We start from the raw sequence: 25159 nt of genomic DNA, 5'->3' as shown, positions 1-25159 counted from the left end.
TGAACGTTATTTGCCCACCGGCAGCAAAAAGCAGCGCCGGCTTTCTTCATTCGCGTCGAGATTGGATTGCGTATTGCTTTGATTGGACCAGCCTGCGTGCCACCGTGGACATCGGGGCCGGCAAACAAGGAGCTTGACCATGCCCAGGATCGTACCGGTGCTTGATCTCAGCCGTCTCGAACAGGGCGCTTCCGAGCAGCGAACGTTTCTGTTCGACCTGCGCACGGCCGCCCGCGACGTCGGCTTCTTCTATTTGACCGGCCACGGCATATCGGCCGCCGACACCGCCGAGGTGCTAGACGCCTCGCGCCGGTTCTTCGCTCTGCCGGAAGCCGACAAGCTGGCCATCGAAATGGTCAAGTCCTCGCAGTTTCGCGGCTATACGCGCGCCGGCGGCGAACTCACCAAAGGCAAGGCCGATTGGCGCGAACAGCTCGACATCGGTGTCGAGCGCCCGACCATCGCGCAAGGCCCCGGCGTGCCCGCCTGGACGCGGCTGCAAGGACCGAACCAATGGCCGGCAGCACTGCCGGAACTGAGGCCGGCGCTGCTGGCATGGCAGGCCAAGGCGACGGCGGTGGCGATCCGGCTGCTCAGGGCCTTCGCTTTGTCGCTCGACCAGGCCGAGGATGCATTCGATCCGATCTACCGGGCCGAACCCAACCATCGCATGAAGATCGTGCGCTACCCCGGCCGCGATAACACCGGCGACGACCAGGGCGTCGGCGCGCACAAGGATGGCGGCTTCCTGACGCTTTTGTTGCAGGACGAAAACAAGGGGCTGCAGGTCGAATATGACGGCAGCTGGGTCGATGTCGATCCGCTGCCCGACACGCTGGTGGTCAATATCGGCGAACTGCTCGAACTGGCCTCCAACGGCTATCTCCGGGCAACCGTCCACCGCGTCGTGACGCCGCCGGCCGGCGTCGAGCGGATTTCGGTTCCCTTCTTCTTCAGCGCCCGGCTCGACGCCACGATCCCGCTGCTCGACCTGCCCGAGGAACTGGCGGCCGAAGCGCGCGGGCCGGCCAGCGATCCCGACAATCCGCTGTTTCGCAATGTCGGCACCAATGTGCTGAAGAGCCGCCTGCGCTCGCATCCCGACGTGGCGCGACGCCACTATGCGGATCTCCTTGAGACCGGCGCCTCAGCCGGCTGAAATCTTCGAGGACGAGAACGAAATTTCTGAATCTCGCGCTGTTTTAGAAAGCCGTTCGTCGTCAACCGCCGCGAATACGCGCATACAGGAATTATCGTTCGGCGGTTTCCTCCCATTCCACCGAACGGTGTTCCCCTCTGAAGGTTCTTGACCTTCTTTTGGCCGGGCCGCTTTCGCGCCCGGCCTTTTTTATCCCAACCGTTTCGATAGCTATTTCGCAAATCCGCGCTTCCGCCTCACGCCGATTTAAAACGTTTGCAATTTTCCTCGAGCGCATTACAAACGTTTCAACACTTCGTTTCGGGAGGAACGGTTGCCACCCCGCGTCACCACGCTGAAAGAGCTTGCGGCGAGCCTCGACCTGTCGATAACGACGGTGTCGCGCGCGCTTGCCGGGCATGAGCAGATCGCCTTGAAAACCCGCGAGCGTGTCGCGCAAGCCGCGCGCCAGGTCGGTTACGTCCCCAACACGGCGGCGCGCACGCTTGTCTCCGGCCGCAGCGGGTTCGTCGGACTGGTGCTGCCGATCCGCGGCCCCAACCTCGTCGATTCCTTTCTCGGCGAATTCGTCACCGGGCTTGGCGAAGGGCTGGTGTCGCATGGCGCCGACCTCATCCTCGCCACGGCGGCTCTTGGCCAGTCCGAACTGTCGGTGCTGCGCCATGTCGTCGAATCCGGTCGCGCCGACGGCGTCGTCGTCACCCGCATCGCCGAGGTCGACGAGCGGCTCGCCTATCTGCGCGAGCGCGGCTTTCCCTTCGTCGCTCACGGTCGCCTGCTCGACAGCGACTTTGCCTACAATTGGCTCGATACCGATGGCGCTCACGCCTTCGGCGAAGCCTTCGATATGCTCTACGATCTCGGCCATCGCCATTTCGGCCTGGTGACGATTTCCGAGCCGATGACATTCCGTCATCTGCGACAGGACGGCCTTGCCGCCGCCATCGGCCGCCGCGGCGATCCATCCGTGCGCCTCGACGTGGCGACGGCGCCGCGCTTCGACCGTGGCGCCCGCATCCAGGCCGTCAACCGCATGCTGCAGCAACCCGAGCGGCCGACGGCTGTCATCGCTTTGTTCGACGAGCTGGCACTGACGGTGATGGAGGAGGCGGCCCGCGCCGGCCTTAGCGTGCCGCGCGACCTCTCGGTCATCGGCTTCGACAATGTCGTTGCCTCGGCCTATGCGCCGCCCGGCCTGACCACTTTCGACGCCTCGATCCGCCAGTGCGCGCGCGAGATCGCCGACATGCTGCTCACCGTCATCGCCGACAAGCCGGCCGCGCCGCTGACGCGGCTGATCCGGCCGACGCTGGTGCCAAGGGCAAGCCACGGGCCTGCACCGCAGACAAGACGCTGACGCCGCAACGACGGCGCATATCCAGGGAGGAAGACCATGATGAAGATGTTGAGGACATTGGCGGGTGCCGCGCTGGCGCTGTCGTTTGCCATTGGTGGCGCGCAGGCCCAGCAGGTGCTGTTCTGGTCGACGCAGGCGCGCCCGGTCGAAGAAACCCAGAAGATGCGCGACGAGGTGCTGAAAGGCTTTGACGGCGCCGTCGACTATCAGGTCGCCGAGGACGGCCCCTGGCTCACCCGCCTGCAGGCAGAACTGCAGGCCGGCACCGGCACGATCGGCCTGCTTGGCGGCCTGCATGGCGACTTCTCCACCGTCGGCTCCAACCTTGTCGATCTCTCGGCTGTCGATGTCGGCGGCGTCAAGGTCAACGAGGCCTACAAGAAGCTCGGCATGCTCGGCACCGGCGAACAGAAATACATGCCGTGGATGCAGGCGACGTACCTGATGGCCGCCAACAAGCAGGCGCTGCCATATCTGCCGCAAGGCGTCGATCTCAACACCATCACTTACGACCAGCTGATCGAATGGTCGAAGAACATCGCCGAAAAAACCGGCTCGCCGAAATTCGGTTTTCCCGCCGGCCCGAAGGGGTTGAAGCACCGCTTCTTCGAGGGTTTCCTCTATCCGTCCTACACCGGCTCGATGGTGACCAAATTCCGCTCGCCCGAGGCCGAGACCGCCTGGAACAAGTTTAGGGAGCTCTGGCAGTACACCAACCCGAATTCGACCAACTACGCCTTCATGCAGGAACCGCTGCTGTCGGGTGAAGTGTGGGTGGCGTTCGACCATGTCGCGCGGCTTGCCGATGCCTTCAACAAGAAGCCGGACGAGTTCGTCGCCTTCCCGGCGCCCGCCGGCCCGGCCGGCCGCGGCTTCATGCCGGTGGTGGCTGGCGTCGCCATTCCAAAAACCTCGCCGGATGTCGACAAGGCCAAGGCGCTGGTCGCCTATATGCTGAAGCCGGAAACGCAGATCGCGACGCTCAAGGCGACCAATTTCTTCCCCGTCGTCGACGTCAAGCTGCCTGACGATATGCCGGCTTCGGTCAAGGCGTTCGGCCCGGCCATCGCCACCATGACCGGCGCTCCCGACGCGCTGCCGGCGCTGCTGCCGATGGGGCTCGGCGACCTCGGCGGCAAGTTCAACCAGGTCTACACCGACTCCTTTGAGCGCATCGTTCTCGGCGGCGAGGACGTGCACGGCGTGCTCGAAGAGCAGGCGGCAGCGCTCAAGGCGCTCATCGACCAGGCTAAGGCGCCGTGCTGGGCGCCCGACAAGCCGTCCACGGGCGCCTGCCCGGTAGACTAGACCATGATCCCGAAAAGTGGACGCCGGTTTTCGGAAAAGATCATGGTCAAACAATAAGACATCCTCCCAAGGGGGCGTCCGGGGTTTGTTGCACTCCGGGCGCCCAGACCGCGGCATCGTAGAAGGACAAATACCATGCACGGCAAGGCTCTGCCCTATCTGCTGCTGATGCCGGCGACCTTGTTCCTGTGTGTCTTCTTCCTCTATCCGTTCGTGTTGGTCGCCTTCGAGGCAGTGACCCGCGACGGCGCCTTCACCCTCGACAATTTCCGCGCCATGGCCGGCAGCTGGAAGTTCCCGGTCACCGTGCGCAACACGCTGCTGCTCGCGGCTATCGTCGTGCCGATCCAGCTCGCCATGGCGCTGCTGATGGCGAGCGTTGTGTCGCGGCTGGAGACCGGGCGCAGCGCAGCGCTCTACATCTTCGCCATTCCGCTCGGCGTTTCCGATCTTGCCGCCGGCTTGATCTGGCTCGCCATCTTCGACCAGTCCGGTTTCCTCAACACCTTGCTTTCCCACCTTGGCGTCGTCGACCGCCCGATCATGTTCCTCGGCTACCAGAGCAAACTCACAATCTTCATCGCCGTTACGCTGGCCGAGATCTGGCGCGCCACAGCTATCATGATGGTCATCCTCGTCGCCGGCATGGGGCTGATCCCCAAGGAATATTACGAGGCAGCGGAAGTGTTCGGCGCCGGGCCGTGGAAGCGGTTCGTGCGCATCACGCTGCCGCTGCTGCGCCCCAGCCTGCAGACGGCGATCATCCTGCGCGTCATCCTCGCCTTCGAGGTTTTCGCCGTCGTCGCCGCCCTTGGCGGCACCAATCTGCCGGTGCTGATGGGTGAGACCTACAACTGGCAATTCACGTTGCAGGACCGCAACGTCGCCGCCGCCTCGGCGCTGCTCATCCTCGCCATCTCGATCGGCTTCACGCTCTTCTTCCTCAGGGTGCTGCGTGTGCCCAAGGAGGCGCGGATATGAGTGCCGTCACGCAAGCCCCGGCCGCGGCAGTCACCGATGCGCGCAAGGCCGGCGACTGGCTGCTCATCGCCACCGCCATCCTGCTTTGTGTCTGGGTGCTACTGCCGATCTACCTGCTGATCGTTAATGCGCTGTCGTCGCCCGAACAAGTGACCGCTTTTCCCAAGCGCTTCTTCCCCGCCTTCGATCTCGGCAGTCTCTCGTTCTTCGTCAATTTCGCCGGCGTCGCCAGGGCGTTGTGGAATTCGGTGCTCGTCGCCACGCTGACCATGGTCCTGTCGATCGGCTTCGGCGCCCCGGCCGGATACGCGCTGTCGCGCTTCGATTTTCCGGGCAAAGGAACGTTCCGTTTCCTGGTGCTGATGACGCGCGCCTTCCCGCTGCCGCTGCTGGCGCTGCCGCTGGCGGTGATGTTCATCCGCACCGGTCTCGACGACACCGCGATCGGCCTGGCACTCGTCCACACCACGCTGGCGCTGCCCTTCGCCGTGCTCATCACCTTCTCGCTGTTCTCCGGCATTCCGGTCGAACTGGAGGAGGCGGCCTGGACGCTCGGCTGCACCAGGCTGCAGGCGTTTCGCAAGGTCATCCTGCCGCTGGCGCTGCCCGGCATTGCGGCCTCGGCCGTGTTCGCCTTCACCATCTCCTGGAACGAGGTGTTCGCCGCCGCCGTGCTGACCATCGAGAACCGCACGCTGACCGCCTTCCTTTTGCAGAGCCTCGGCGAGTCGCCGCTCTATCTCAAATTCGCCGGCGGTGCGGCGCTGGTCGTGCCGGCACTGATCTTCATCTTTGCCGTGCGCAAATATCTGTTCGCCATGTGGGGGATCGCCAACCGATGACACGCGACACGGAGAAGGCTCATGGCTGAAATCGCGATCAAGGGCGTCGCCAAGCGCTTCGGCGGCTTCACCGCGCTGCATCAGGTCGATCTCGCCATCGCCGACCAGGAATTCATGGTGCTGCTCGGCGCCTCCGGCTGCGGCAAGACCACGCTGCTGCGCATCGTTGCCGGGCTGGAGACGCCGAGCCAGGGCGAGGTCTGGATCGGTGGTCGCCGCGTCGACCATCTGCCACCGCGCGAGCGCGGCATCGCCATGGTGTTCCAGAACTACGCCGTCTTTCCGCACCTGACCGTGTTCGAAAACATCGCCTTCGGTCTGCGCATGAAGAAATTGCCGCAGGCCGACGTCGAGCGCCGCGTCAACCGCACTGCCGAACTCATGCATATCGAGCAGCTGCTGAAGCGTTATTCCGGCCAGCTGTCCGGCGGCCAGCGCCAGCGCGTCGCGGTCGCCCGCGCACTCGCCATGGAGCCCGATGTCATCCTGATGGACGAACCGCTGTCGAACCTCGACGCGCTGCTGCGGCTCGAAATGAGGGCCGAGCTCAAGGGCGTGCTCGCGGCGTCGAAGACCACCACCATCTATGTCACCCACGACCAGGTCGAAGCGATGAGCCTCGCCGACCGCATCGCCGTCATGCATCAGGGCCGCATCGTCCAGGCTGCGTCGCCGGTCGAGGTCTACCGCAACCCGGCCGCCCGTTTCGTCGGTTCCTTCATCGGCAATCCGCCGATGAATTTTATTCCGGCGACCAAAGCCGCAAACGGCTGGAGTGTCGCCGGGCTGACGCTGCCCGGTCCTAAATCGGACAAGCAAAAGATCGAGTTCGCCATCCGTCCGGAAGATGTCGACGCCGGCAGCGAAGGGCTGCACGCCACCGTGCGTGTCATCGAGCCGCTTGGACCGCATACGCTGGTCACCTGCGATGTTGAGGGCGGCCTGTTCCGCGCCATCCTGGAATCGAATGCCAGCGTTAAGGTCGGCGATCATCTGCGGCTTGCGCCCAAGCCCGACCGCATCCGCTGGTTCGATCCCGAAACCACCAACGCCCTTTGAACCAGAAAGACGAATGCCTTCCATGACTTCTCTAACTGTCGACGAAACCATCGCCCGCGCCGTCGAGGTGCTCAGGGAAAACGACCAGGGCGCTTACACCATCCCGACCAAGGGCCTTTACCCCTTCCAGTGGAACTGGGATTCCTGCCTGACCGCGCTGGGCCTCGCTCATTACGACGAGGCGCGGGCCTGGACCGAGATCGATACTTTGTTCGCCCACCAGTGGCCGGACGGCATGGTGCCGCACATCATCTTCCATGTCTGGAACGACGGCTATTTTCCCGGGCCCGATGTGTGGCGCACCGGCCGGCCGACGGAGACCTCCGGCATCACCCAGCCGGCCGTCGCCGGCTTTGCCGTGCGCCGCCTGTTCGACCGCGCCAGGGACAAGAAACTGGCGGCGGAACGGGCGCGCGCGCTGCTGCCGAAGATCGACGCCTGGCATCGCTGGTTCTACGAGAACCGCGACCCCAAAGGCGAGGGGCTGGTTGCCATCATCCATCCCTGGGAATCCGGCCGCGACAATTCCATCGACTGGGACGATGCGTTCGAACGCGTGCCGACCGAAGGCGTCGAGCCCTATACGCGCCGCGATATTCTGCACGCTGATCCGGCGCATCGGCCGACCAAAGCGCAATACGACCGCTATCTCTGGCTGCTGCAGCATTTTCGCGCACTCGGCTGGGACAATTCCAGGCTGCACGACGCTTCGCCGTTCCAGGTCGTCGACCCCGGCTTCAATGCCATCCTGATCCGCGCCTGCGCCGACCTTGCCGATCTCGCCGAAGCGCTCGGCGAGAGCAAGATCGCCGAAGCCAACCGCGACCGTGCCCAAAAGGGCCTGACGGCGATGGAGCGGCTGTGGAGCGACGCGCACGGCCAATATCTCTGTCTCGACCGCACCACAGGCCAGCTGATCGACAGCGCCTCCGTCGGCGGTATCTTGGCCGCCTTCGCGGCCATTCCAGAACTTCGCGCGGCGGCGCTCGCGGCGCGCGTCGAGCGCCTTGCCGGCCGAGCGCGCTATGTCGTGCCGTCGCACGATCCCGACGATCCGCGCCTCGACGCCAAGCGCTACTGGCGCGGTCCGGTCTGGCTGGTCGTCAACTACATGATCGCCGACGGCCTCACGGCTGCCGGCCATGGCGACGTTGCGCAGCGTATCACGCAGTCCAGCCTCGACCTGATTAGCGAAAGCGGCTTTGCCGAGTACTACGATCCGCTCACCGGGGAGCCATTAGGTGGCGGCCGCTTCACCTGGACGGCGGCCATGGTGATCGAGTTTTTGCGAAAGGTGTAGGGCAATCTCCCCCCTTGTGGGGGAGATGTCCGGCAGGACAGAGGGGGGCGCTGTCCCGCCGGCTTCTCAATGGGGTACAATGGCGCACCTCGGGCTGTTCCCGCCTGGCGCCGAGCGAGCAAGGTAGCGTTCCTTCACGCCCCCCTCTGCCCTGCCGGGCATCTCCCCACGAGGGGGGAGATTGGCTATTCACCCAAACTTCGGATCAAGACTACCCGACTTATACCGCTTGGCCATCTCCGCCACCGGCAACGGCTTGATCTTCTGCGCGTTGCCGGCGGTGCCGAACTGCTCAAAGCGCTCCTTGCACAGCTTCCTCATCGCGGCCATCGCCGGCGTCAGGTATTTGCGCGGATCGAACTCGCTTGGGTTTTCAGTCAGCACCTTGCGGATGGCGCCGGTCAGCGCCATGCGGTTGTCGGTGTCGATGTTGATCTTGCGCACGCCGTGCTTGATGCCGCGCTGGATCTCTTCCACCGGCACGCCCCAGGTCGGCTTCATCTGGCCGCCATATTTGTTGATGATCTCCTGCAAATCCTCCGGCACCGAGGACGAGCCATGCATGACCAGATGCATGTTGGGCAGGCGGCGGTGGATCTCCTCGATGACGTTCATCGCCAGCACCGCGCCGTCCGGTTTGCGCGAGAATTTGTAGGCGCCGTGGCTGGTGCCCATGGCCACCGCCAGCGCATCGACATGGGTGTCCTTGACGAACTCGACCGCCTGCACCGGATCGGTCAGAAGCTGGTCATGGCTGATCGCGCCTTCGACGCCGTGGCCGTCTTCCTGCTCGCCGCCGCCGCTCTCCAGCGAGCCGAGCACGCCGATCTCGCCTTCCACCGACACGCCGCCCCAATGCGCCATGTCGACGACACGCCGGGTAATGCCGGAATTATAGGCATAGTCGGCCGGCGTCTTGCCGTCTTCCTTCAGCGAGCCGTCCATCATCACCGAGGTGAAGCCGTACTGGATGGCGGTGACGCAGGTGGCTTCGTTGTTGCCGTGGTCGAGATGCATGCAGACCGGAATGTCGGGGTGGATTTCGACCAGCGCGTCGATCAGCTTGGCCAGCACCACGTCATTGGCGTAGGCGCGGGCGCCGCGGCTTGCCTGCAAGATGACCGGCGACTTGGTCTCCTCGGCCGCCTCCATGATGGCGAGGCCCTGTTCCATATTGTTCATGTTGAAAGCGGGTACGCCGTAGCCGTATTCGGCGGCGTGGTCGAGCAATTGTCTCAGTGTTATGCGAGCCACCCAATAGTCTCCCGTATCTGGTTTCAAGCGCAACGTCGCGGGCCGGCCGGTTGCCGGCCTGATGCTTCTGGCCGGATTTCGCCGGAACCGCAACCGTCAGCGGCCGTCGAGGCCGCAATTCTTGTTGCAGGGCTGAAATCCGGGATCCGATGGGTCAGGCGGCGGAGCGCTAATCTCCCCCCTTGAGGGGGAGATGCCCGGCAGGGCAGAGGGGGGCGCGAAGGATCGCGGCCTTCCTYGTTCGTAAAGCTTGAGAATGACGAAAGTTGGCGGGCCAATCCAGGTGCCGGACATGCTGGCGGGACAGCGCCCCCCTCTGTCCTGCCGGACATCTCCCCCACGAGGGGGGAGATCAGCTCATCCGCGCTCCGGGAACATCGCCTTCAACCCCTCGCGCGAGGCCTTGGCCACGCCGCGTTCGGTAATCAGCCCGGTGACCAGCCGTGCCGGCGTCACATCGAACGCCGGGTTCGCCGCTGGCGTCGCTTCCGGCGACACGCGCACCTGCGCGATCTTGCCGTCCGCCGTCTTGCCCCAGACCAAAGACACCTCATCACCCGACCGCTCCTCGATCGGGATCTCCGCCAGCCCGTCGCCCACCGTCCAGTCGATGGTCGGTGAGGGCAGCGCGACATAGAAGGGCACATCATTGTCGGCGGCGGCGAGCGCCTTGAGATAGGTGCCTATCTTGTTGCAGACATCGCCATTGGCGGTGGTGCGGTCGGTGCCGACGATCACCATGTCGACCTCGCCATGCTGCATCAGATGGCCGCCGGCATTGTCGACGATCAGCGTGTGCGGCACGCCGTGTCCGGCCATCTCCCAGGCGGTCAGCTGGGCGCCCTGGTTGCGCGGCCGCGTCTCGTCGACATAGACGTGGACCGGAATGCCGGCCTCGACGGCGAGATAGATTGGCGACGTCGCGGTGCCGTAATCGACCGTCGCCAGCCAGCCGGCATTGCAGTGGGTGAGGATGTTGACCGGCTCGCCCGGCTGCTTGCGCGCCGCGATCTCCTTGATGATTTTCAGACCGTTCTCGCCGATGGCGCGGTTCAGCCCGACATCTTCGTCGGCGATTTCGGCGGCGCGCTTATAGGCCGCCTCCGCACGTTGCGCTGGTGCGATCGGTTTCAGGAAGCGCCGCATTTCGTCCAGCGCCCAGCGCAGATTGATCGCGGTCGGCCGCGTCCTGTGCAGCGTCTCCCAGACAGCGTCGAGCGCTGCGTCCGACGGATCGTCCGCCATCTTGATGGCAACGCCATAGGCCGCCGTGACGCCGATCAGCGGCGCGCCGCGCACCCACATGTCGCGGATCGCGGTGGCGATGCCGTCGACGGTGCCGATCCTTTCGATGCGGAATTCATGCGGCAGCCAACGCTGGTCGATGATCTCGACCGAACGCTTGTCGCCGCTCAGCCAGATGGTGCGGTAGTGGCGCTCGCCGACGTTCAAATCCTGCTCTCCCGTTCGATCAGCGTGGCCAGATTGTTGACCTCGTCCATGCTGTGGATCTGTCGCCGGTTGACGGCGAGGTGGCGGCCGAATTTCAGCGCCTTCGCCTCGCAGCCGGCGCGCAGATCCTCGTCTTCAATGGTCTCGAAATCGGCATTGTGGGCGAGGCCGAGGATGCGCCGGTGCACCTCGATGCCGGCAAAGCCCAAGAGGTCGGTCCAGATCTGGTGCAGCACATGGTCGAGCGCCTGCTCCGAGGCAAGGATGTCGCCTTGATCCTCGAACAGGCTTTTCTGGTAGAGCATGCCGGTGCGCTCCGTGCGCCACAGGGCCGAGAACTCGGCGCGGAACACCGCCCATGTCTCGTTGGTCACCCCGAGCAGATAGGTGCGCATCGCGTCGCGCTTGCCATTCTGTTCGTGGCCGCGCTGCGAGAAGAAGGACATCCAGAAATTGGCAAGCAGCATGCCGACGTCAAAAGCCATCGGACCGTAGAAGGCGAACTCCGGATCGATCATCCGCGTCTCGGTGTCGGTGACCATGATCGAGCCGGAATGCAGGTCGCCATGCAGCAGCGTTTCGGCATTGGCGGCGAAGATATGCTTCAGCCGCTGCGCCTCGACCTTGAGATCGCGGTCGGCGCGCAACTCAGCCACCAGGCCGTCAAGCTGCGGCGACGTGTGCCGGTTCAGCTTGGCGTCGAAATAGGGGTCGGAAAACACCAGATCCTCGGTGATGCCGCAGAGTTCGACATTGTCGGCGAACAGCGCCAAGTCGGCCTTGCGGTCCTTGGTTGGCATGGAGAGATCGGAGCCGCGGAACAAAGTGCGGGCCATGAACAGGCCGATGTCACGGGCAATGTTCGGCAGCTGGTGGCCATCGATGAGGGCGCGGCGCAGGATGACGTGTGGCGGCGCCAGATACTCCATGATGATCAGCGCCTGGCCTTCGTCGAAATGATAGATCGCCGGCACCGAGCCCGGCGCGCGCGCTTCTTGCCTTGCCAGTGCGTGATATTCGAAGAAGGAACGCTTCAGCGGCAGTGGCCAGCTGTCGCCGACGAGGCGGACATAGGGCAAGGCTTGCTTGACGACGGCTGCGCCCGAGACGCCCTCGACGATGAAGACGAGGTTCAGATTGCCATCGCCGACCTCGCGCACCTTCCAGGCGCTGGTGTCTTTGCCGATCGTGGCACCCAGCGCTTCGTTGGCGCCAAGCCGCGCCGCAAGCGTCTCCACCGACAGTGCTTCGAACGGCAATTTCCCAGTCATTCGTCATCCTCCCGCTTGCTCGCTCTGATCATAGTGGAGCGATGGCGGCGGGGCCAAGCTAGGAAGCTGTCTGGCAATTGTCAATCGAGTTGACAATTGATGACATAGCCCATAGCGTCATCGTCAGGGAGGAACGAATGGGCAATGATGCCGTGTTCCGCGTGGACGGCCTGAGGAAGTCCTTCGGCCATATCGAGGTGCTTGGCGGCGTCTCGCTCGAATTGCATGCCGGTGAAATCACCGTGCTGATGGGCGCCAACGGCGCCGGCAAATCCACCCTCGTCAAGATCATCAGCGGCGTCTACGACCATGCCGGCGGCACGATGAGCCTCGCTGGTCAAGACTTCGCACCGAACACGCCTGCCGAGGCGATCCGCGCCGGTGTCGTCACCGTCCACCAGAACATTAATGACGGCGTCGTCGCCGATCTCGATGTCGCCACCAACCTGACGCTCGACCGGCTGAGCGGCAAGGGCGCGCCGCTGCTGTTCAATCCCGCCCGCGTGCGTCGCGAGGCCAAAGCGGTCGCCGACCGCATGGGGCTGACCATCGACCTCAAGGCGCGCATCAGCGATCTGTCGCTGGCCGACCGCCAGATGGTGGCGATCGCGCGCGCCATGGCGCACCAGCCCAAAGTGCTGATCCTCGACGAGCCGACCTCGTCCCTGTCCAGCGCCGAGGCCGACCGGCTGTTTGCGCTGCTCGACCGGTTGCGCGAGCACGGGGTCGCCATCCTCTACATCTCGCACCGCATGTCGGATATCAGGCGGCTGGCCGACCGCATCGTCTCGATGCGCGACGGCGTCATCTCAGGTGTCTTCGACCAAAAGCCGCTCGACTATGAGGGCGCCGTCAACGCCATGCTCGGTCGCAAGATCAATCTCGACCGGATCGAAGTGAGGAGCTCGACCAAGCCGATCCTGACCATCGATGCCTTGCGCATTGCGCCGGGCGCGCGACCCCTCTCGCTGACACTCGGCGACGGCGAGGTCGTTGCCGTCACCGGTCTCGTCGGCGTCGGCAAGACTGCACTGGCCGAGACGCTGTTCGGCCTGCGCAAGCCACTGTCAGGCACGATGCATTTGAACGGCAGGCCGTATGCGCCTGCGTCGACAGGCGAGGCCATTGCGGCCGGCGTGTTCCTTGTCGCCAAGGACCGTGGCGAAAACGGTATTGTTGGCGGCTTCAACATCCAGGAAAACATCAGCCTTCCCTTCCACAAGCGCATGTCGCGCTTTGCCGTTCTCAAGCGCGGGCTCGAACGCACGACCGCCCGCCGGCAGATCGACGAGCTCGGCATCGTCTGCCGTTCGGAGAAGGATGAAATGCCGACGTTATCGGGCGGCAACCAGCAGAAGGTGATGGTTGCGCGCTGGATGGCGCAGGACGCAAGACTGTTCATCCTCGACGAGCCGTTCCAGGGCGTCGACATCTCGGCCCGGCGCGACATCGCCGCCAAGCTTAGGGCCAGCGCCAATGGCCGCGCCACGCTTTTGTTCGTCACCGAACTCGACGAGGCACTGGAGACCGCCGACCGCATCCTGGTGATGTCCGAACAGACCATCGTCGGCGAACACCGCAACGCCGATGTCGATCTCGACCGCCTGCTCGCCGAAGTCGCGGGCGGACCGCTGCATAGCGCGGCCTGAGCCATGATCATTGAAGAACTGACGACGAGAATTGGAATGGAGCGCATGGGTTCGAGTTGGGTATCGACGGCGGGCGCTGAATGACGTTGCGCGACTACGCCATCCGCTATGGGTTCATCGTGCTTCTGTTCGGGCTGATCGCGTATTTCGCCATCGCCGCCGATGGGTTCGTCTCGCCGCAAAGTGCCGTCTTCATCTTCCAGTCGGTCGCCATCACCGGCGTGCTGGCGCTCGGCGTCACCGCCACGCTGGTCGTCGGCGGCTTCGATCTTTCGATCGGCTCGGTCGCGACGTCAGCCATGATGGCGGCGGCCTATGTCATGGTGGTGCTGGAGCAGAATGTCGTCGTCGCGGTCGTCGTCTGCCTCTTGATCGGCGCCATTGTCGGCCTGATCAATGGCTGGCTGATCGTCTATATGCGCGTGCCCGATCTGCTGGCGACGCTCGGCATGATGTTCCTGCTCGTCGGCCTGCAGCGCATACCGACCGAAGGCCGCTCCATCGCCACCGGTATGACCATGCCGGACGGTTCCGTCGCCAACGGCAAATTCTCCGACGCCTTCCTGGCGCTTGGCCGCCACCGCTTCGATTTCTTCATCCCGAACCTCATACCGGTCTCGGTCGTCGTGCTCATCGTGCTCGCCGTACTGATCTGGTTCTTCCTCGAATACACCCGCTTCGGCCGCATGATGTATGCGGTCGGCTCCAACGAGCGCGCCGCTGAACTCGCCGGTGCGCCTGTCAAGGCATACAAAATCTGGGCCTACGTCATTTCAGGAGTTTTTGCCTCGATCGGCGGCATTTTGCTCGCGGCACGACTTGGACGCGGCGACATCGCCTCGGGTAATAATCTGCTGCTCGATGCGGTTGCCGCGGCGCTGATCGGCTACGCTGTGCTCGGCGCCGCAAAGCCGAACGCCTTTGGCACCGCTGTCGGCGCGCTGTTCGTTGGCATCCTGCTGCAAGGCCTGACGATGATGAACGCGCCTTACTACACGCAGGATTTCGTCAAGGGCGTGGTTCTCGTCGTCGCCCTTGTCTTCACCTTCGCCCTTTCCGGCCGGGGCAGGAGATAGAACGGCTGCCGGAACAGTTTTGGGTTCAACAAACGGAGGAAAAAACGTGAACATCACAAGACGACTTTTGGGGAAGGTCGCGCTCGGATTGGCCGGCGCAACAATGCTGATGCAGGTCCCGGCATTTGCCGCCGACAAGCCGGCGCCGTTCGACAAGCCCGGCGTCAAGATCGCGCTGGTGCGCTATCTCTCGACCGGCGATTTCTTCCAGGCCTATCTCTCGGGTGTCGAGGCGCAGTCCAAGGCGCTCGGCATCGATCTGCGCGTGCTCGACAGCCGCCAGGATGCCGCCCTTCAGTCCGACATGGTCGACCAGGCCATCGCGCTTGGCGTGCAGGGTATCATCATCCAGCACGGCCTGACGGAATCGATGAAGGACGCCGCGCAGCGCGCGGTCGATGCCGGCATCAAGGTCGTTGCCTTCGACGTCAATGTCGAAAACCCGAAGATCCCGCAGATCGAACAGTCCGACAAAGACCTTGCGCGCCTCGCGCTCGAACAAGCGGTCAAGGACAATGGCGAGAGCTGGAACGCCGGCTATGTCTATGTCGCCGGCATCGCGCCGCTCGACCGCCGCAACGAGACCTGGGTCGACGTGAAGAAGAAATATGCCGGCATCAAGGAAGTCGCGATGTTCGGCACGCTCGACAACCCGATCGCCAACTCCGTCGCCAACCAGGCGCGCTCGGTGCTCCAGGCGCATACCGACATCAATGTGATGTTCGCCCCCTATGACGAATTTGCCAAGGGCGTGAAGATCGCCGTCGACGAAGCGGGGCTGAACAAGAAGATCAAGATCTACTCGGCCGACATCTCGACCTCGGACATATCAGCGATGCGCGAAACCGACAGCGCCTGGGCAGCGACTGCTGCCACCAACCCGGCCGTCGTCGGCCAGGTCTCGGTGCGCGCGCTGGCGCAGCTGCTCGCCGGTGAAGATCCCGGCCACAACGTCATCGTGCCGCCTACGCTGATCACCCAGAAGGACCTGATCGACAAGGACATCAAGAACATGGAAGACCTGTCGGCCAAGCTGCCGCAGTTCGCCCATGCCGATGTCGCCATGCCGGCGTGGATGCCGAACCCGAACGCGAAGTAGGGTCAGGCATTCTACGTCTGGGGAGTTGATACGAAGCCGCTTGCAGCAGAACGTTGCGGGCGGCTTTTCCGTAGAGTTCACGGCAAGCTGCAATTCGTCGCCGACAACGCGGTAGATCAGCAGCCAGTCCGGTTCGATATGGGCGTCCCGAAAGCCTCTCCAGTCGCCTTTCACAGGATGGTCCTTATACGCCGCTGGCAGGTCATGCCCGGCGATGAGCAGGCCTAGCAGATCGCGCAACTTGCCGAGGTTCTTGCCGCGCTTTTCCATGCGCTTCACATCCCGGCGAAATTGCCCGGAGCGAACAAGAACTGGCATGCCTAGAGTCCCAGATCCTTGAACAATTCATCAGCGGACGCGAAGCGTTTGCCTTTGCCCTTTTCCAACTCGGCCATGGCCTTTCGCGTAGTTGCGTTAGGCACTTTCACGGGAAAGGGAAATTCCTTGTCAGCGGCCACGCGCACCAGAAGCAGGCGAATGGCATCGGAGACGGACAATCCCATCGCCGCCAACGCCTCTGTTGCCTGATCTTTTGTCGCGGCATCTATCCGAGCGCGAACTACTGAATCAGTAGCCATGTCGTGACTCCTTCTATGAAGCCACAATGTAGCTACAAAGTGCAGCAATTGCAAGCGGGGACTGCAGTTAAAGCTGACCTTCATCATGACCGCCCGGCGCGCGCCAGCCCATGCGCCACCAACCCGTCGATGACTTCGGCATAGCTGACGCCGCTTGCCGCCATCGCCTTGGCGTACATGCTGATGTCGGTGAAGCCGGGAATGGTGTTGAGCTCGTTGATCACGAATGTCATGTCCGGCATCAGGAAAAAGTCGACGCGCGCCATCGCGTCGCAACCAACGGCCCTGAAGGCCTTTGCCGCCATGGCGCGCATGGCGGCCTCGATCTCCGGCGGCAGCTCGGCCGGCACCACCAACGCCGCGCCATTCTCGTCGATGTACTTGGCATTGTAGTTGTAGAAGCCGTGGCTTTCCGCTGGCACGATCTCGCCCGGCCGCGAAACGAAGAGCTGCCCCGCCGGGCTCTCCAGCACGCTGAATTCAATCTCGCGGCCGCGAATGAATTCCTCAGCCAGCAGTTTGCGATCATGCTGGAAGGCTTCCGCCAGTGCCCGGTCGAATTCCTGGCTGCCATTGACCTTGGCCACGCCGACCGACGAACCCTGGCGCGCCGGCTTGATGAACAGCGGCAGGCCAAGCTGGTCTTCCAGCACTGCGAGGGGAGGGACTGCACCGTCCTCGATCGTCACCGAGCGGGCGACGGGCACGCCTGCCGCCTTCAACAACCGCTTGGCGACGTCCTTGTCGAGCGCGGCGGCCGAGCCGAGAATGCCGCAGCCGGCGAGCGGCACGCGCGCCACCTCGGCCAGCCCTTGCACCGCGCCGTCCTCGCCATGCAGGCCGTGCAGCACAGGGAACAATATATCGATATCAGGCAGGTCGTGAGGCGCGTCCTTGGTGGGGATCGCCAGCATCCGGCCATGCCCGCCGGGCACCAGGCAGAGCTGTGTGCCGTCTGACGGCGTCGCCAGCGCACCATCCTCGAAGCGGCTCAGCAGCCACTGTCCCTCGCGGGTGACGAAGATGGGAACAGCATCGTATTTCGCCGGATCCAGCGCACGCATGACATTGGTTGCCGAAAGCAGCGAAACCTCATGCTCGGCGGAGCGCCCGCCGAAGAGCACGCCGATACGAAGTCTTTTCGCTGCCATCTATAACTCCACCAAGGATCAGGGTTGGAGCTCGCATGCGAAACACAAGGCGCCCCTTAAGCTGGTTGAGCAATAAGCGAAGGATTGGAGTGGGATTTTGACCGGTTCGAGCAGTTTTTCAGCACGACGTGCGAAAGCGGACCGGGAGGTGGAGCGGTTCGCCGTTTTGGTGAAAGGATGAACTGCTCCAGTTCTATGTTCAGCGCAGCGCCGCGGCAATGTTGCCGCCGTCGACCGTCGTCACATCGGCGGTGGTGCGCTCGGCCAGCGCGTGGTGCAGGAACGCCTGCGCCACGTCATCGGCTGTCACCTCCTGTCCGAGCAGATTACCGGACATGTATTCCTTCTCCGACACGCCGCGCGCGCCGGAGCGGCTGGCGATCATGGCGTCGGTCAACAGGCCGGAGCGGATGCGGTCGGCGTTGACGGCATTCGAGCGGATGCCGTGTGCGCCATAGTCCAGCGCATATTGCCTGGACAGGAACAGCGTCGCCGCTTTCGGCACGCCATAAGCGCCGAATTTCGGCCCGGGATTGACCGCCTGCTTGGAGGTGTTGAAGAGCAGCACGCCGCCGGTGCCTTGTTCCAGCATGATGCGCACCGCGTTTTGCGCCGCCGACTGGTGGGCGAAGAAGTTGAGCTCAAAACTCTTGCGCAGGAGGGCATCGTCGAGTTCGCCGATGCGGCCTTCCCAGGCGGCGCCGGCGTTGGAGACCAGAATGTCGACGCCGCCATAGACGGCGACGGCCTTGTCGAAGGCGGCGCGCATCTGCTTGGGGTCGGTGATATCGGCGCCGACGCCGATCGAATTGTTGCCGGCCGCCTTCGCCGCTTCCGCGGCCCTGGCCGGATCCAGATCGACGACGATGGCATGTGCGCCATTGGCGGCGAACAATTTTGCCGTCGCAGCACCGATGGAGCCGGCGCCACCGGTGATCAGCACCACCTGGCCGGTCAGCGGTTTCGGCTTGTTGGAAGCGAGCTTGGCCTGTTCCAGCGACCAGTATTCGAGCGGGAACAGATCGGCCTTGGACAGCGGATGGAAACTTCCGACGGCCTCGGCCCCACGCACCGCCTCGATCCACATCTCGCCGACATCCGACGCGATCTTCGCATCCTTCAGCGTCCGGCCATGGCCGAACATGCCGAGGCCGGGAACCAGCGTCAGCCGCGGCATCGGGTCGAGCATGGTGCGCTTGACGTCGTCCAGCGCATCGTTGGTCTCGAAATAGGCGCGATACTCCTTGGCGAAGGCGTCGACATGGTTCTTGATGACGGTCTTGTAGTCGCCAGCCTTGTCGGCGTCCGGCGCCGGCACCGCCATCGGCCCGGTCTTGATGCGGATCGATAGGTCGGGGGTCGACACGCCGCGCGCGGCATAGTCGGCGATCCCGGCCGAATTGATGAAATCGACAATGGCATCCGAGGTGCGGAAATCGCTGATCATGCGGTCGAAGCGGCCTTCGCCGCGCGATACCGCCACCGCGCCGCGTAGTGTCGGGGCGATTGCTGCGGGCGTCGCGAGCTTGGCCGGCAGCGCGGCCTTCGCAGGCTGCGGCTTGCCGTTCTTGGCGACATAGTCTTCGGCGACGTTCACATAATGGATCATGCGGTCGTACGCCTGCCTGGCATCGTTGCCGAAAGTGAAGATGCCGTGCTTATCGAGGATCAGCCCTTCAACGCTGGGGTCGGCGTCGTAGACATCGGCCGCCACCTTGGCGAGGTCGAAGCCCGGCTTGATGTAGGGGACATAGCCCATTTTGTCGCCGAACACGGTCTTGATCAGCGCCTTGCTGTCCGCCTGGTCGACGACGGCGAGGATGGCGGTAGAGTGGGTGTGGTCGACGAATTTATGCGGCAGGAAGGCGTGCAGCAGCGTCTCGACCGACGGGTTGGGCGAGGCGGGGTCGATCAGGTTCGCCCGCTGCAGCGCCACCATGTCTTCGTCGGCCAGGCTGTCCAGCGCACGCGCTTTCAACAGCGCGCCCATCTTCACCGCCGGCAGGCCTTGCGGCTCGATGACCCCCATGTCCCAGCCGCTGCCCTTGACGCACAGCACATCCCATTCGTCGCCGACGAGGTCGGTCGCCTTGGTCTTGCACGACGTGTTGCCGCCGCCATGCAGCACCAGACGCGGCTCGCCGCCGAGCAGCCGGGTCGTGTAGACGCGCAGCGCGAGGTCGCGGGCAACGCCCTTTTTCGCATAATCGGCAACCAGTCTTTCCGCGTCGCCATCATTCCAAAGGTTCTTCATGTCGCTTCGTCCGCTTTGCTGTGTTCGTTGTGTTGGTGTGAACAGGAATGCCGCGACGCCTTGATGACAATGCGCCGGCTGCAGGGATTTCGTTGGTCAGGAAGCCTTTTCGGCCCCCGCATGGTCGAGCAGCCGCCGCGCCATGCTGGCGCCGACGACGAGATGCGTGCAGAGACCGCCTGCGAGGGCTGCCAGCAGTGGTTCGAACTTGCTGTCTTCCTGCACGACCATCAGCCGCTTTTCGATCTGCCGCAGTGACGACAGCGAGGCCGAGATGACACGCCTGTTATAGCTGCAGTCGAGCGCCTTGCCGGTGGCATCGATGATCTGGCCGGCGATGACGCCGGCCGCACCCGCCTCGCGCAGCACCGCCATGGCGCCTGCGCTCAGCGCGCCGCATTTGACGACATGGCTGTCGGCATCGACGGTGCCAACCGAATAGAGCGCCAGATCGCAGTTGCTGATGTCGGACAATTGTTCGCGGATCACCGGTTCGGCGCGCAGCCCATGCGCCAGCAATTCCGTCGTCAGAACCAGCGGCGCGTAGAAGTTCAGCCCCTTGGCGTTAAGCCGGCGCGCGATTTCCATCGTGCACTGGTCGGGACGATAGGAGTAGGGCGCGCCGAGATTGCCGCAGAGCTGCACAACGGTGACGTCCTGCAGGTCGGCATAGGACATGATGTCGGCGATGGTGTAGACGGTGCGGCCCCAGGCGACGCCGATGCGGTCGCCTTTCTTCACCAGCTCCAGAAAGACGCTTGCCGCCAGCACCGCAATGTCTGTCGACGGATCGAGGACGTAGTCGTTCTCCGGCGCGATCCAAACGGCGTCGAGAACCAGCGCGTCCTCGAGCTGGCGTGCCAGCACATCGTCGGTGAACAGCTGCGTCGAGGTCGAGATGTTGACGATGCCAGTCTCGCGCGCCTTGCGCAGATACATGGCGACGGAGGCGCGGGAAATGTTAAGCTGGCTTGCGACCTGGTCCTGGCGCAGGCCATGGGCATAATAGAGCCACGCGGCCTTGTGGATAAGCTGTTCTGCCGGTCGGATCGCCATGCCGTCTCCTCGGCTGACATTATTCACGGCTCTCGACAAAAGTCAAACTGGCATGGGTACACGATACCTTTTTGCCTGCCGAATCTCGACAATCATTGCGCCAAATGTGACCGGTCGGGAATTGCTGATGGTGACGTGGCCGGTACCTGTGGTTAGAAGTTCTCAACAAAAGAAAATTCGGGGAGAACGGGATGGGCAATCCCTACGATCAGGATCTCGGCAAGAACGCCGCCAACCACCAGCCGCTGACACCGCTCACCTATCTGGAGCGGGCGGCGAAGACCTATCCCGACCATGTCGCCATCATCCATGGCAGCCAGCGCATCACCTATCGCACCTTTTGGCGGCGCTCCCTGAAGCTCGCCTCGGCGCTGTCGAAGCGCGGCATCGGCAAGGGCGATACGGTCACCGTGATGCTGTCCAACACACCGCCGATGCTGGAGGCGCATTTCGGTGTGCCGATGACCAAGGCGGTGCTGCATTCGCTCAACACAAGGCTCGACGCCGCCGTCATCGCCTTCCAACTCGACCACGCCGAGACCAAGGTGCTGATCGTCGACCGCGAATTCTCCGGCGTTGTCAGGCAGGCGCTGGCGCTGGCCAAGGTCGAGCCGCTGGTCATCGACTATGACGATCCCGACTATGCCGCCGACGCGCCCTATCCCAAGGGAGAGCGCATCGGCGCGATCGACTATGAGGATTTCATAGCCGGTGGCGATGCGGACTATGCCTGGTCGATGCCCGATGACGAATGGGATGCCATCTCGCTCAACTACACCTCCGGCACCACAGGCAATCCCAAGGGCGTCGTCTACCACCACCGCGGTGCTGCCTTGATGGCCTACACCAACACCATCCATGCCGGCATGGCCAAGCACGCCGTCTATCTCTGGACCCTGCCGATGTTCCACTGCAACGGCTGGTGCTTTCCGTGGACGCTGGCCGTCCAGGCAGGCACCCATGTCTGCCTGCGCTGGGTGCGGCCGAAGCCGATCTACGATGCGATCGCCGATCACCGCGTCACGCATCTATGCGGTGCGCCGGTCGTCATGTCGGTGCTGATCAATGCCAGGGAGGAAGACAAGCGGCAGTTCCCGCAGACCGTGACTTTCAACACCGCGGCCGCGCCACCGCCGGAAGCGGTGCTCTCGGGCATGGCCGATGCCGGCTTTGCCGTCACCCATCTCTATGGCCTGACCGAGACCTACGGCCCCGCGGTGGTCAACGAATGGCACGGCGCCTGGGACGAGCTCGACAAGGGATCGAAGGCACAGAAGAAGGCCAGGCAAGGCGTGCGCTATGCTTCGCTTGAAGGCCTGACCGTGATGGACCCGGAAACGATGCAGGAGACGCCGGCCGATGGCGAGACCATCGGCGAGGTCATGTTCCGCGGCAACATCGTCATGAAGGGCTATCTGAAAAACAGGAAGGCAACCGACGAGGCCTTCGCCGGCGGCTGGTTCCATTCCGGCGATCTCGGCGTCATGCACGCCGACGGCTACATCCAGCTCAAGGACCGCTCCAAGGACATCATCATCTCCGGCGGCGAGAATATTTCCTCGATCGAGGTCGAGGACGCGCTCTACAAGCACCCGTCGGTAGCGTCCTGCGGCGTCGTCGCCAGGGCTGACGACAAATGGGGCGAGGTGCCGGTCGCCTATGTCGAGCTTAAGCCGGGCAAGGCGGCGAGCGAGGCCGAGATCATCGACCACTGCCGCGCGCTGCTTGCCCGCTTCAAGGTGCCGAAGGCGGTGATTTTTGCCGAGATCCCGAAGACGTCGACAGGGAAGATCCAGAAGTTCCGGCTGCGCGAGATGGCGAAGGTGGCTTAGGCCGGCGCGGTTTTAAGCCACGATTTCTCTGAATAGCCAGGCCCTCCGCGACTTCGTCATCCTAGGGTGGAGCAGTCGCGAAGCGACGTCGCGGAAACCCTAGGATCCATGCCGTGACCTTGCGGCCGTACCCCCACGGTCGAGAATGACTCCTGCTCGTTGATCAGCGTAATGTCTTGATCCGCATCACTTTTTGGCAGACGTCGCGGCATGGATCCTAGGGTCTGCGCCGCGTCGCTTCGCTCCTTGCTTCGCCCTAGGATGACGACGGGACGGGCGTCATTCGCCTACCCCCGGCGTGAGCGCCTCCGCAACCCATGTCACCATCTGTCACCAATTATACGCGTACGTCGATTCCGCGTTGACATCTCGCTCTTTTGGATTTACGACTGACGAAAATTGAAATTCGTCACTCGTTAATTGACAGAGAGCCATGTCCGAAGCCGCCAACATCATGGTCGACGCCGCCCGCCAGGAGAATGTCACGCGCATTCTCGACTGTGCCGAGCGCCTGTTCCGCCACTATGGTTACGGCAAGACCAATGTTGCCGATATCGCCCGCGAACTCGGCATGTCGCCGGCCAATATCTACCGTTTCTTCGCCTCCAAGGTCGAAATCCACCAGGCCGTCTGCGGCCGCATGCTGCTTGCCAGCTACAATATGGCCTACGCGATCTGCCGCCTGCCGATCAGCGCAGAGGAGCGGCTGCGTCGCTACGTGCATGCGCAGTACAAGATGACGATGGAGGTCATGCTCGACGACCAGAAGGTCCACGAGATGGTCATCGTCGCGCTCGAGCGCGACTGGGGTGTCATCGACAAGCATATCGACAGCATCCACGACCTGTTTGCCGAGGTGATCCGCGAAGGCATCGAGGCCGGAGAGTTCAGAGAACAGGATCCGGTCATCGCATCGCGCTGCTTCGGCGCCGCCACTGTCATTTTGTGCCACCCGCAAATGGTGGCGCAGTGCCTTGCCAAGACCAATCGGGCGATGCCCGACGACCTCATCGATTACGCGATCAAGGCCCTGAAATAGCCGCCGCCCGCCGGGCGCCGGTGTCGACCGTTCATCTCCAGTCGGGAGTACGAAAGTGTCTTTGTCCAATTCCATCATCCGCAAGCTGCCGGCCGCCGGCCTGATCGTCGCCACGCTCGGGCTCGCCGCCTGCAGCCAGGAGAAGACCGAGGTCCAGGACATCATCCGTCCGGTCAAGGTGGTCGAGATCGGTCAGGCCGAAAACAGCCGCGAACTCGCCTATTCCGGTTCGGTGCGCGCCCGCACCGAAATGAACCTCGGCTTTCGCATCTCGGGCAAGGTCACTGAGCGCCTGGTCGACATCGGCCAGCATGTGACGACGGGCGATGTGCTCGCCCGTATCGATCCCACCGATTACGAGCTTTCGGTCAAGAGCGCCAAGGCCAGCCTCGATGCCGCCGAGCGCCAGGTCGAGACGGTCGACCTGACCCGCAAACGCGCCGAGCAGCTCTTTGCCAAGAACTTCACCTCCAAGTCGCAGCTTGAGCAGGCGACGCTGAGCTACAACCAGGCGGTGGCCAGTCGCGATGCCGCCCGTTCGACCCTTTCCCAGGCGCAGAACCAGGTCGTCTATACCGATCTCAAAGCAAGCGAGAACGGGATCGTGACGGCTGTTTCCGCCGATGTCGGCCAGGTGGTCGGCGCCGGAACCCCGGTCATGACGGTTGCCGTCGATGGCGAAAAGGAAGTGCTGATCGCGGTTCCCGAAATGGACATCGCCGCCTTCAAGCCAGGCAAGGATGTCACGGCTAGCTTCTGGTCCGACGATGCTCTGAAGCTCTCGGGCAAGGTTCGCGAAGTGGCCGGCAGCGCCGACCAGCAGTCGCGCACCTTTGCCGTCCGTGTCTCGCTGCCCGACGACCCCCGCGTACTGCTTGGCATGACCGCCAACATCGAGGCCTCGGTGGCCAAGAAGCAGGAGATGGTGTCGATCCCGCTCAGCGCGCTGGCGGAAAAGGACGGTCGCAAGATTGTCTGGACCGTCGACCGCGCCGGCGAGACGGTGCACGAGCGCTCGGTCAAGGTTGCGGAGTTTACCGCCGACGGCGTCAGTGTCGCCGACGGGCTGAAGCCGGGTGATGTCGTCGTTGCCGCCGGCACCCAGTTCATGACCGAGAATCTCAAGGTCAAACTGACCGGCGACGCGGTGCAGGCCGCCTCCGCGGAAGGCGACGCCGCAAAGGCCTTGCGCTGAAGGCAGACGCATGAAGTCGGCTTGATCGTCGCTTCGGCGAAGAGGGCAGGCGAAGCATTCAAGGTTTCCGGGCGGCGAGTGCCCGATGGTCGAGACGCCAAGGTCGAGTTCCCCCGCATCGATCCACGCGTCCCACCGCGATGAGAGTCTCTCCCGCTCGGAAAGCCTCGCCGCCCGGAAGCCAGCATCGGAAATCCCCATGGCATGCCAAGCGCACGCCCGTACGATCAACGAATTGGACTGACGC

General features: G+C 63.6%; 20 protein-coding genes and 1 pseudogene. 13 read left to right on the top strand and 8 right to left on the bottom strand.

The window, feature by feature from the left end; translation table 11 throughout:
• Positions 1 to 139: 139 nt before the first annotated feature.
• From AC1DYO_RS19940 to AC1DYO_RS19910, 7 genes are all read left to right on the top strand, one after another.
• Complete coding sequence (locus AC1DYO_RS19940) at positions 140 to 1159, top strand: isopenicillin N synthase family dioxygenase (protein ID WP_477266158.1); 1020 nt, start codon at positions 140 to 142, stop codon at positions 1157 to 1159.
• Between the two features lie 313 nt (positions 1160 to 1472).
• Positions 1473 to 2516, top strand: a complete 1044-nt coding sequence (locus AC1DYO_RS19935) for a substrate-binding domain-containing protein (RefSeq protein ID WP_477266156.1) — start codon at positions 1473 to 1475, stop codon at positions 2514 to 2516.
• Between the two features lie 36 nt (positions 2517 to 2552).
• Positions 2553 to 3824: an ABC transporter substrate-binding protein gene (locus AC1DYO_RS19930; RefSeq protein WP_477266154.1), complete on the top strand. Its 1272-nt coding sequence runs from the start codon at positions 2553 to 2555 to the stop codon at positions 3822 to 3824.
• A gap of 135 nt (positions 3825 to 3959) precedes the next feature.
• Positions 3960 to 4805 carry a carbohydrate ABC transporter permease gene (locus AC1DYO_RS19925; protein WP_477266152.1) on the top strand — a complete coding sequence of 282 codons (846 nt, stop codon included), beginning with the start codon at positions 3960 to 3962 and terminating at the stop codon, positions 4803 to 4805.
• Positions 4802 to 5647: a carbohydrate ABC transporter permease gene (locus AC1DYO_RS19920; protein ID WP_477266150.1), complete on the top strand. Its 846-nt coding sequence runs from the start codon at positions 4802 to 4804 to the stop codon at positions 5645 to 5647. The genes AC1DYO_RS19925 and AC1DYO_RS19920 overlap by 4 nt, the downstream gene beginning before the upstream one ends.
• A gap of 21 nt (positions 5648 to 5668) precedes the next feature.
• Positions 5669 to 6706, top strand: a complete 1038-nt coding sequence (locus AC1DYO_RS19915) for an ABC transporter ATP-binding protein (protein WP_477266148.1) — start codon at positions 5669 to 5671, stop codon at positions 6704 to 6706.
• 22 nt (positions 6707 to 6728) lie between these two features.
• Positions 6729 to 8006: an amylo-alpha-1,6-glucosidase gene (locus AC1DYO_RS19910; protein ID WP_477266146.1), complete on the top strand. Its 1278-nt coding sequence runs from the start codon at positions 6729 to 6731 to the stop codon at positions 8004 to 8006.
• Between the two features lie 189 nt (positions 8007 to 8195).
• On the opposite strand, the gene fba is transcribed toward AC1DYO_RS19910, so the two are convergent.
• The 3 genes from fba to mtnK form a co-directional block, all read right to left on the bottom strand.
• Entirely contained in the window at positions 8196 to 9260 is a 1065-nt protein-coding gene (gene fba / locus AC1DYO_RS19905) for a class II fructose-bisphosphate aldolase (RefSeq protein WP_023729260.1), read from the bottom strand.
• Between the two features lie 357 nt (positions 9261 to 9617).
• Entirely contained in the window at positions 9618 to 10712 is a 1095-nt protein-coding gene (gene mtnA, locus AC1DYO_RS19900; protein ID WP_477266144.1) for an S-methyl-5-thioribose-1-phosphate isomerase, read from the bottom strand.
• A complete protein-coding gene (gene mtnK / locus AC1DYO_RS19895; RefSeq protein ID WP_477266142.1) occupies positions 10709 to 11983 on the bottom strand; it encodes an S-methyl-5-thioribose kinase in 1275 nt (424 codons plus the stop codon). Before mtnK ends, mtnA begins: the two co-directional genes overlap by 4 nt.
• Positions 11984 to 12120: 137 nt before the next feature.
• Between mtnK and AC1DYO_RS19890 the strand changes: the two genes are divergently transcribed.
• From AC1DYO_RS19890 to AC1DYO_RS19880, 3 genes are all read left to right on the top strand, one after another.
• Positions 12121 to 13632 (top strand): sugar ABC transporter ATP-binding protein, encoded by a 1512-nt coding sequence (locus AC1DYO_RS19890; protein ID WP_477266140.1) that lies wholly within the window; start codon positions 12121 to 12123, stop codon positions 13630 to 13632.
• A gap of 80 nt (positions 13633 to 13712) precedes the next feature.
• Complete coding sequence (locus AC1DYO_RS19885) at positions 13713 to 14708, top strand: ABC transporter permease (protein ID WP_181058462.1); 996 nt, start codon at positions 13713 to 13715, stop codon at positions 14706 to 14708.
• A gap of 46 nt (positions 14709 to 14754) precedes the next feature.
• Positions 14755 to 15807, top strand: coding sequence for a substrate-binding domain-containing protein (locus tag AC1DYO_RS19880; RefSeq protein WP_477266135.1), 1053 nt, complete (start codon positions 14755 to 14757; stop codon positions 15805 to 15807).
• An 84-nt stretch (positions 15808 to 15891) separates the two neighbouring features.
• Here the strand turns inward: AC1DYO_RS19880 and AC1DYO_RS19875 are convergent.
• The 5 genes and pseudogenes from AC1DYO_RS19875 to AC1DYO_RS19855 all read right to left on the bottom strand — a co-directional run.
• A pseudogene (locus tag AC1DYO_RS19875) lies at positions 15892 to 16125 on the bottom strand (type II toxin-antitoxin system YafQ family toxin); the annotation flags it as partial.
• Between the two features lie 2 nt (positions 16126 to 16127).
• Positions 16128 to 16385, bottom strand: coding sequence for a type II toxin-antitoxin system RelB/DinJ family antitoxin (locus AC1DYO_RS19870; RefSeq protein WP_477266133.1), 258 nt, complete (start codon positions 16383 to 16385; stop codon positions 16128 to 16130).
• 83 nt (positions 16386 to 16468) lie between these two features.
• Complete coding sequence (locus AC1DYO_RS19865) at positions 16469 to 17536, bottom strand: D-alanine--D-alanine ligase family protein (RefSeq protein WP_477266131.1); 1068 nt, start codon at positions 17534 to 17536, stop codon at positions 16469 to 16471.
• A 199-nt stretch (positions 17537 to 17735) separates the two neighbouring features.
• On the bottom strand, positions 17736 to 19790 hold the full coding sequence (locus AC1DYO_RS19860) for a bifunctional aldolase/short-chain dehydrogenase (protein ID WP_477266129.1): 2055 nt from the start codon (positions 19788 to 19790) through the stop codon (positions 17736 to 17738).
• A gap of 96 nt (positions 19791 to 19886) precedes the next feature.
• The gene (locus tag AC1DYO_RS19855) at positions 19887 to 20846 is read right to left on the bottom strand and encodes a sugar-binding transcriptional regulator (protein WP_477266127.1); all 960 of its coding nucleotides are present in this window, start codon (positions 20844 to 20846) and stop codon (positions 19887 to 19889) included.
• A 191-nt stretch (positions 20847 to 21037) separates the two neighbouring features.
• Here AC1DYO_RS19855 and AC1DYO_RS19850 point away from each other — a divergent pair, with 191 nt between their 5' ends.
• The 3 genes from AC1DYO_RS19850 (at position 21038) to AC1DYO_RS19840 (ending at position 24912) form a co-directional block, all read left to right on the top strand.
• Entirely contained in the window at positions 21038 to 22678 is a 1641-nt protein-coding gene (locus AC1DYO_RS19850) for an acyl-CoA synthetase (RefSeq protein ID WP_477266125.1), read from the top strand.
• A 433-nt stretch (positions 22679 to 23111) separates the two neighbouring features.
• Positions 23112 to 23717, top strand: coding sequence for a TetR/AcrR family transcriptional regulator (locus AC1DYO_RS19845; RefSeq protein ID WP_477266123.1), 606 nt, complete (start codon positions 23112 to 23114; stop codon positions 23715 to 23717).
• Positions 23718 to 23772: 55 nt separating this feature from the next.
• The gene (locus AC1DYO_RS19840) at positions 23773 to 24912 is read left to right on the top strand and encodes an efflux RND transporter periplasmic adaptor subunit (RefSeq protein ID WP_477266121.1); all 1140 of its coding nucleotides are present in this window, start codon (positions 23773 to 23775) and stop codon (positions 24910 to 24912) included.
• Positions 24913 to 25159 lie beyond the last annotated feature (247 nt).

It is taken from the genome of Mesorhizobium sp. P2_F5 (genome assembly GCF_056403715.1).
Note: the sequence above shows the minus strand (reverse complement) of the source record. Positions and strands in the feature narration are given on the sequence as shown.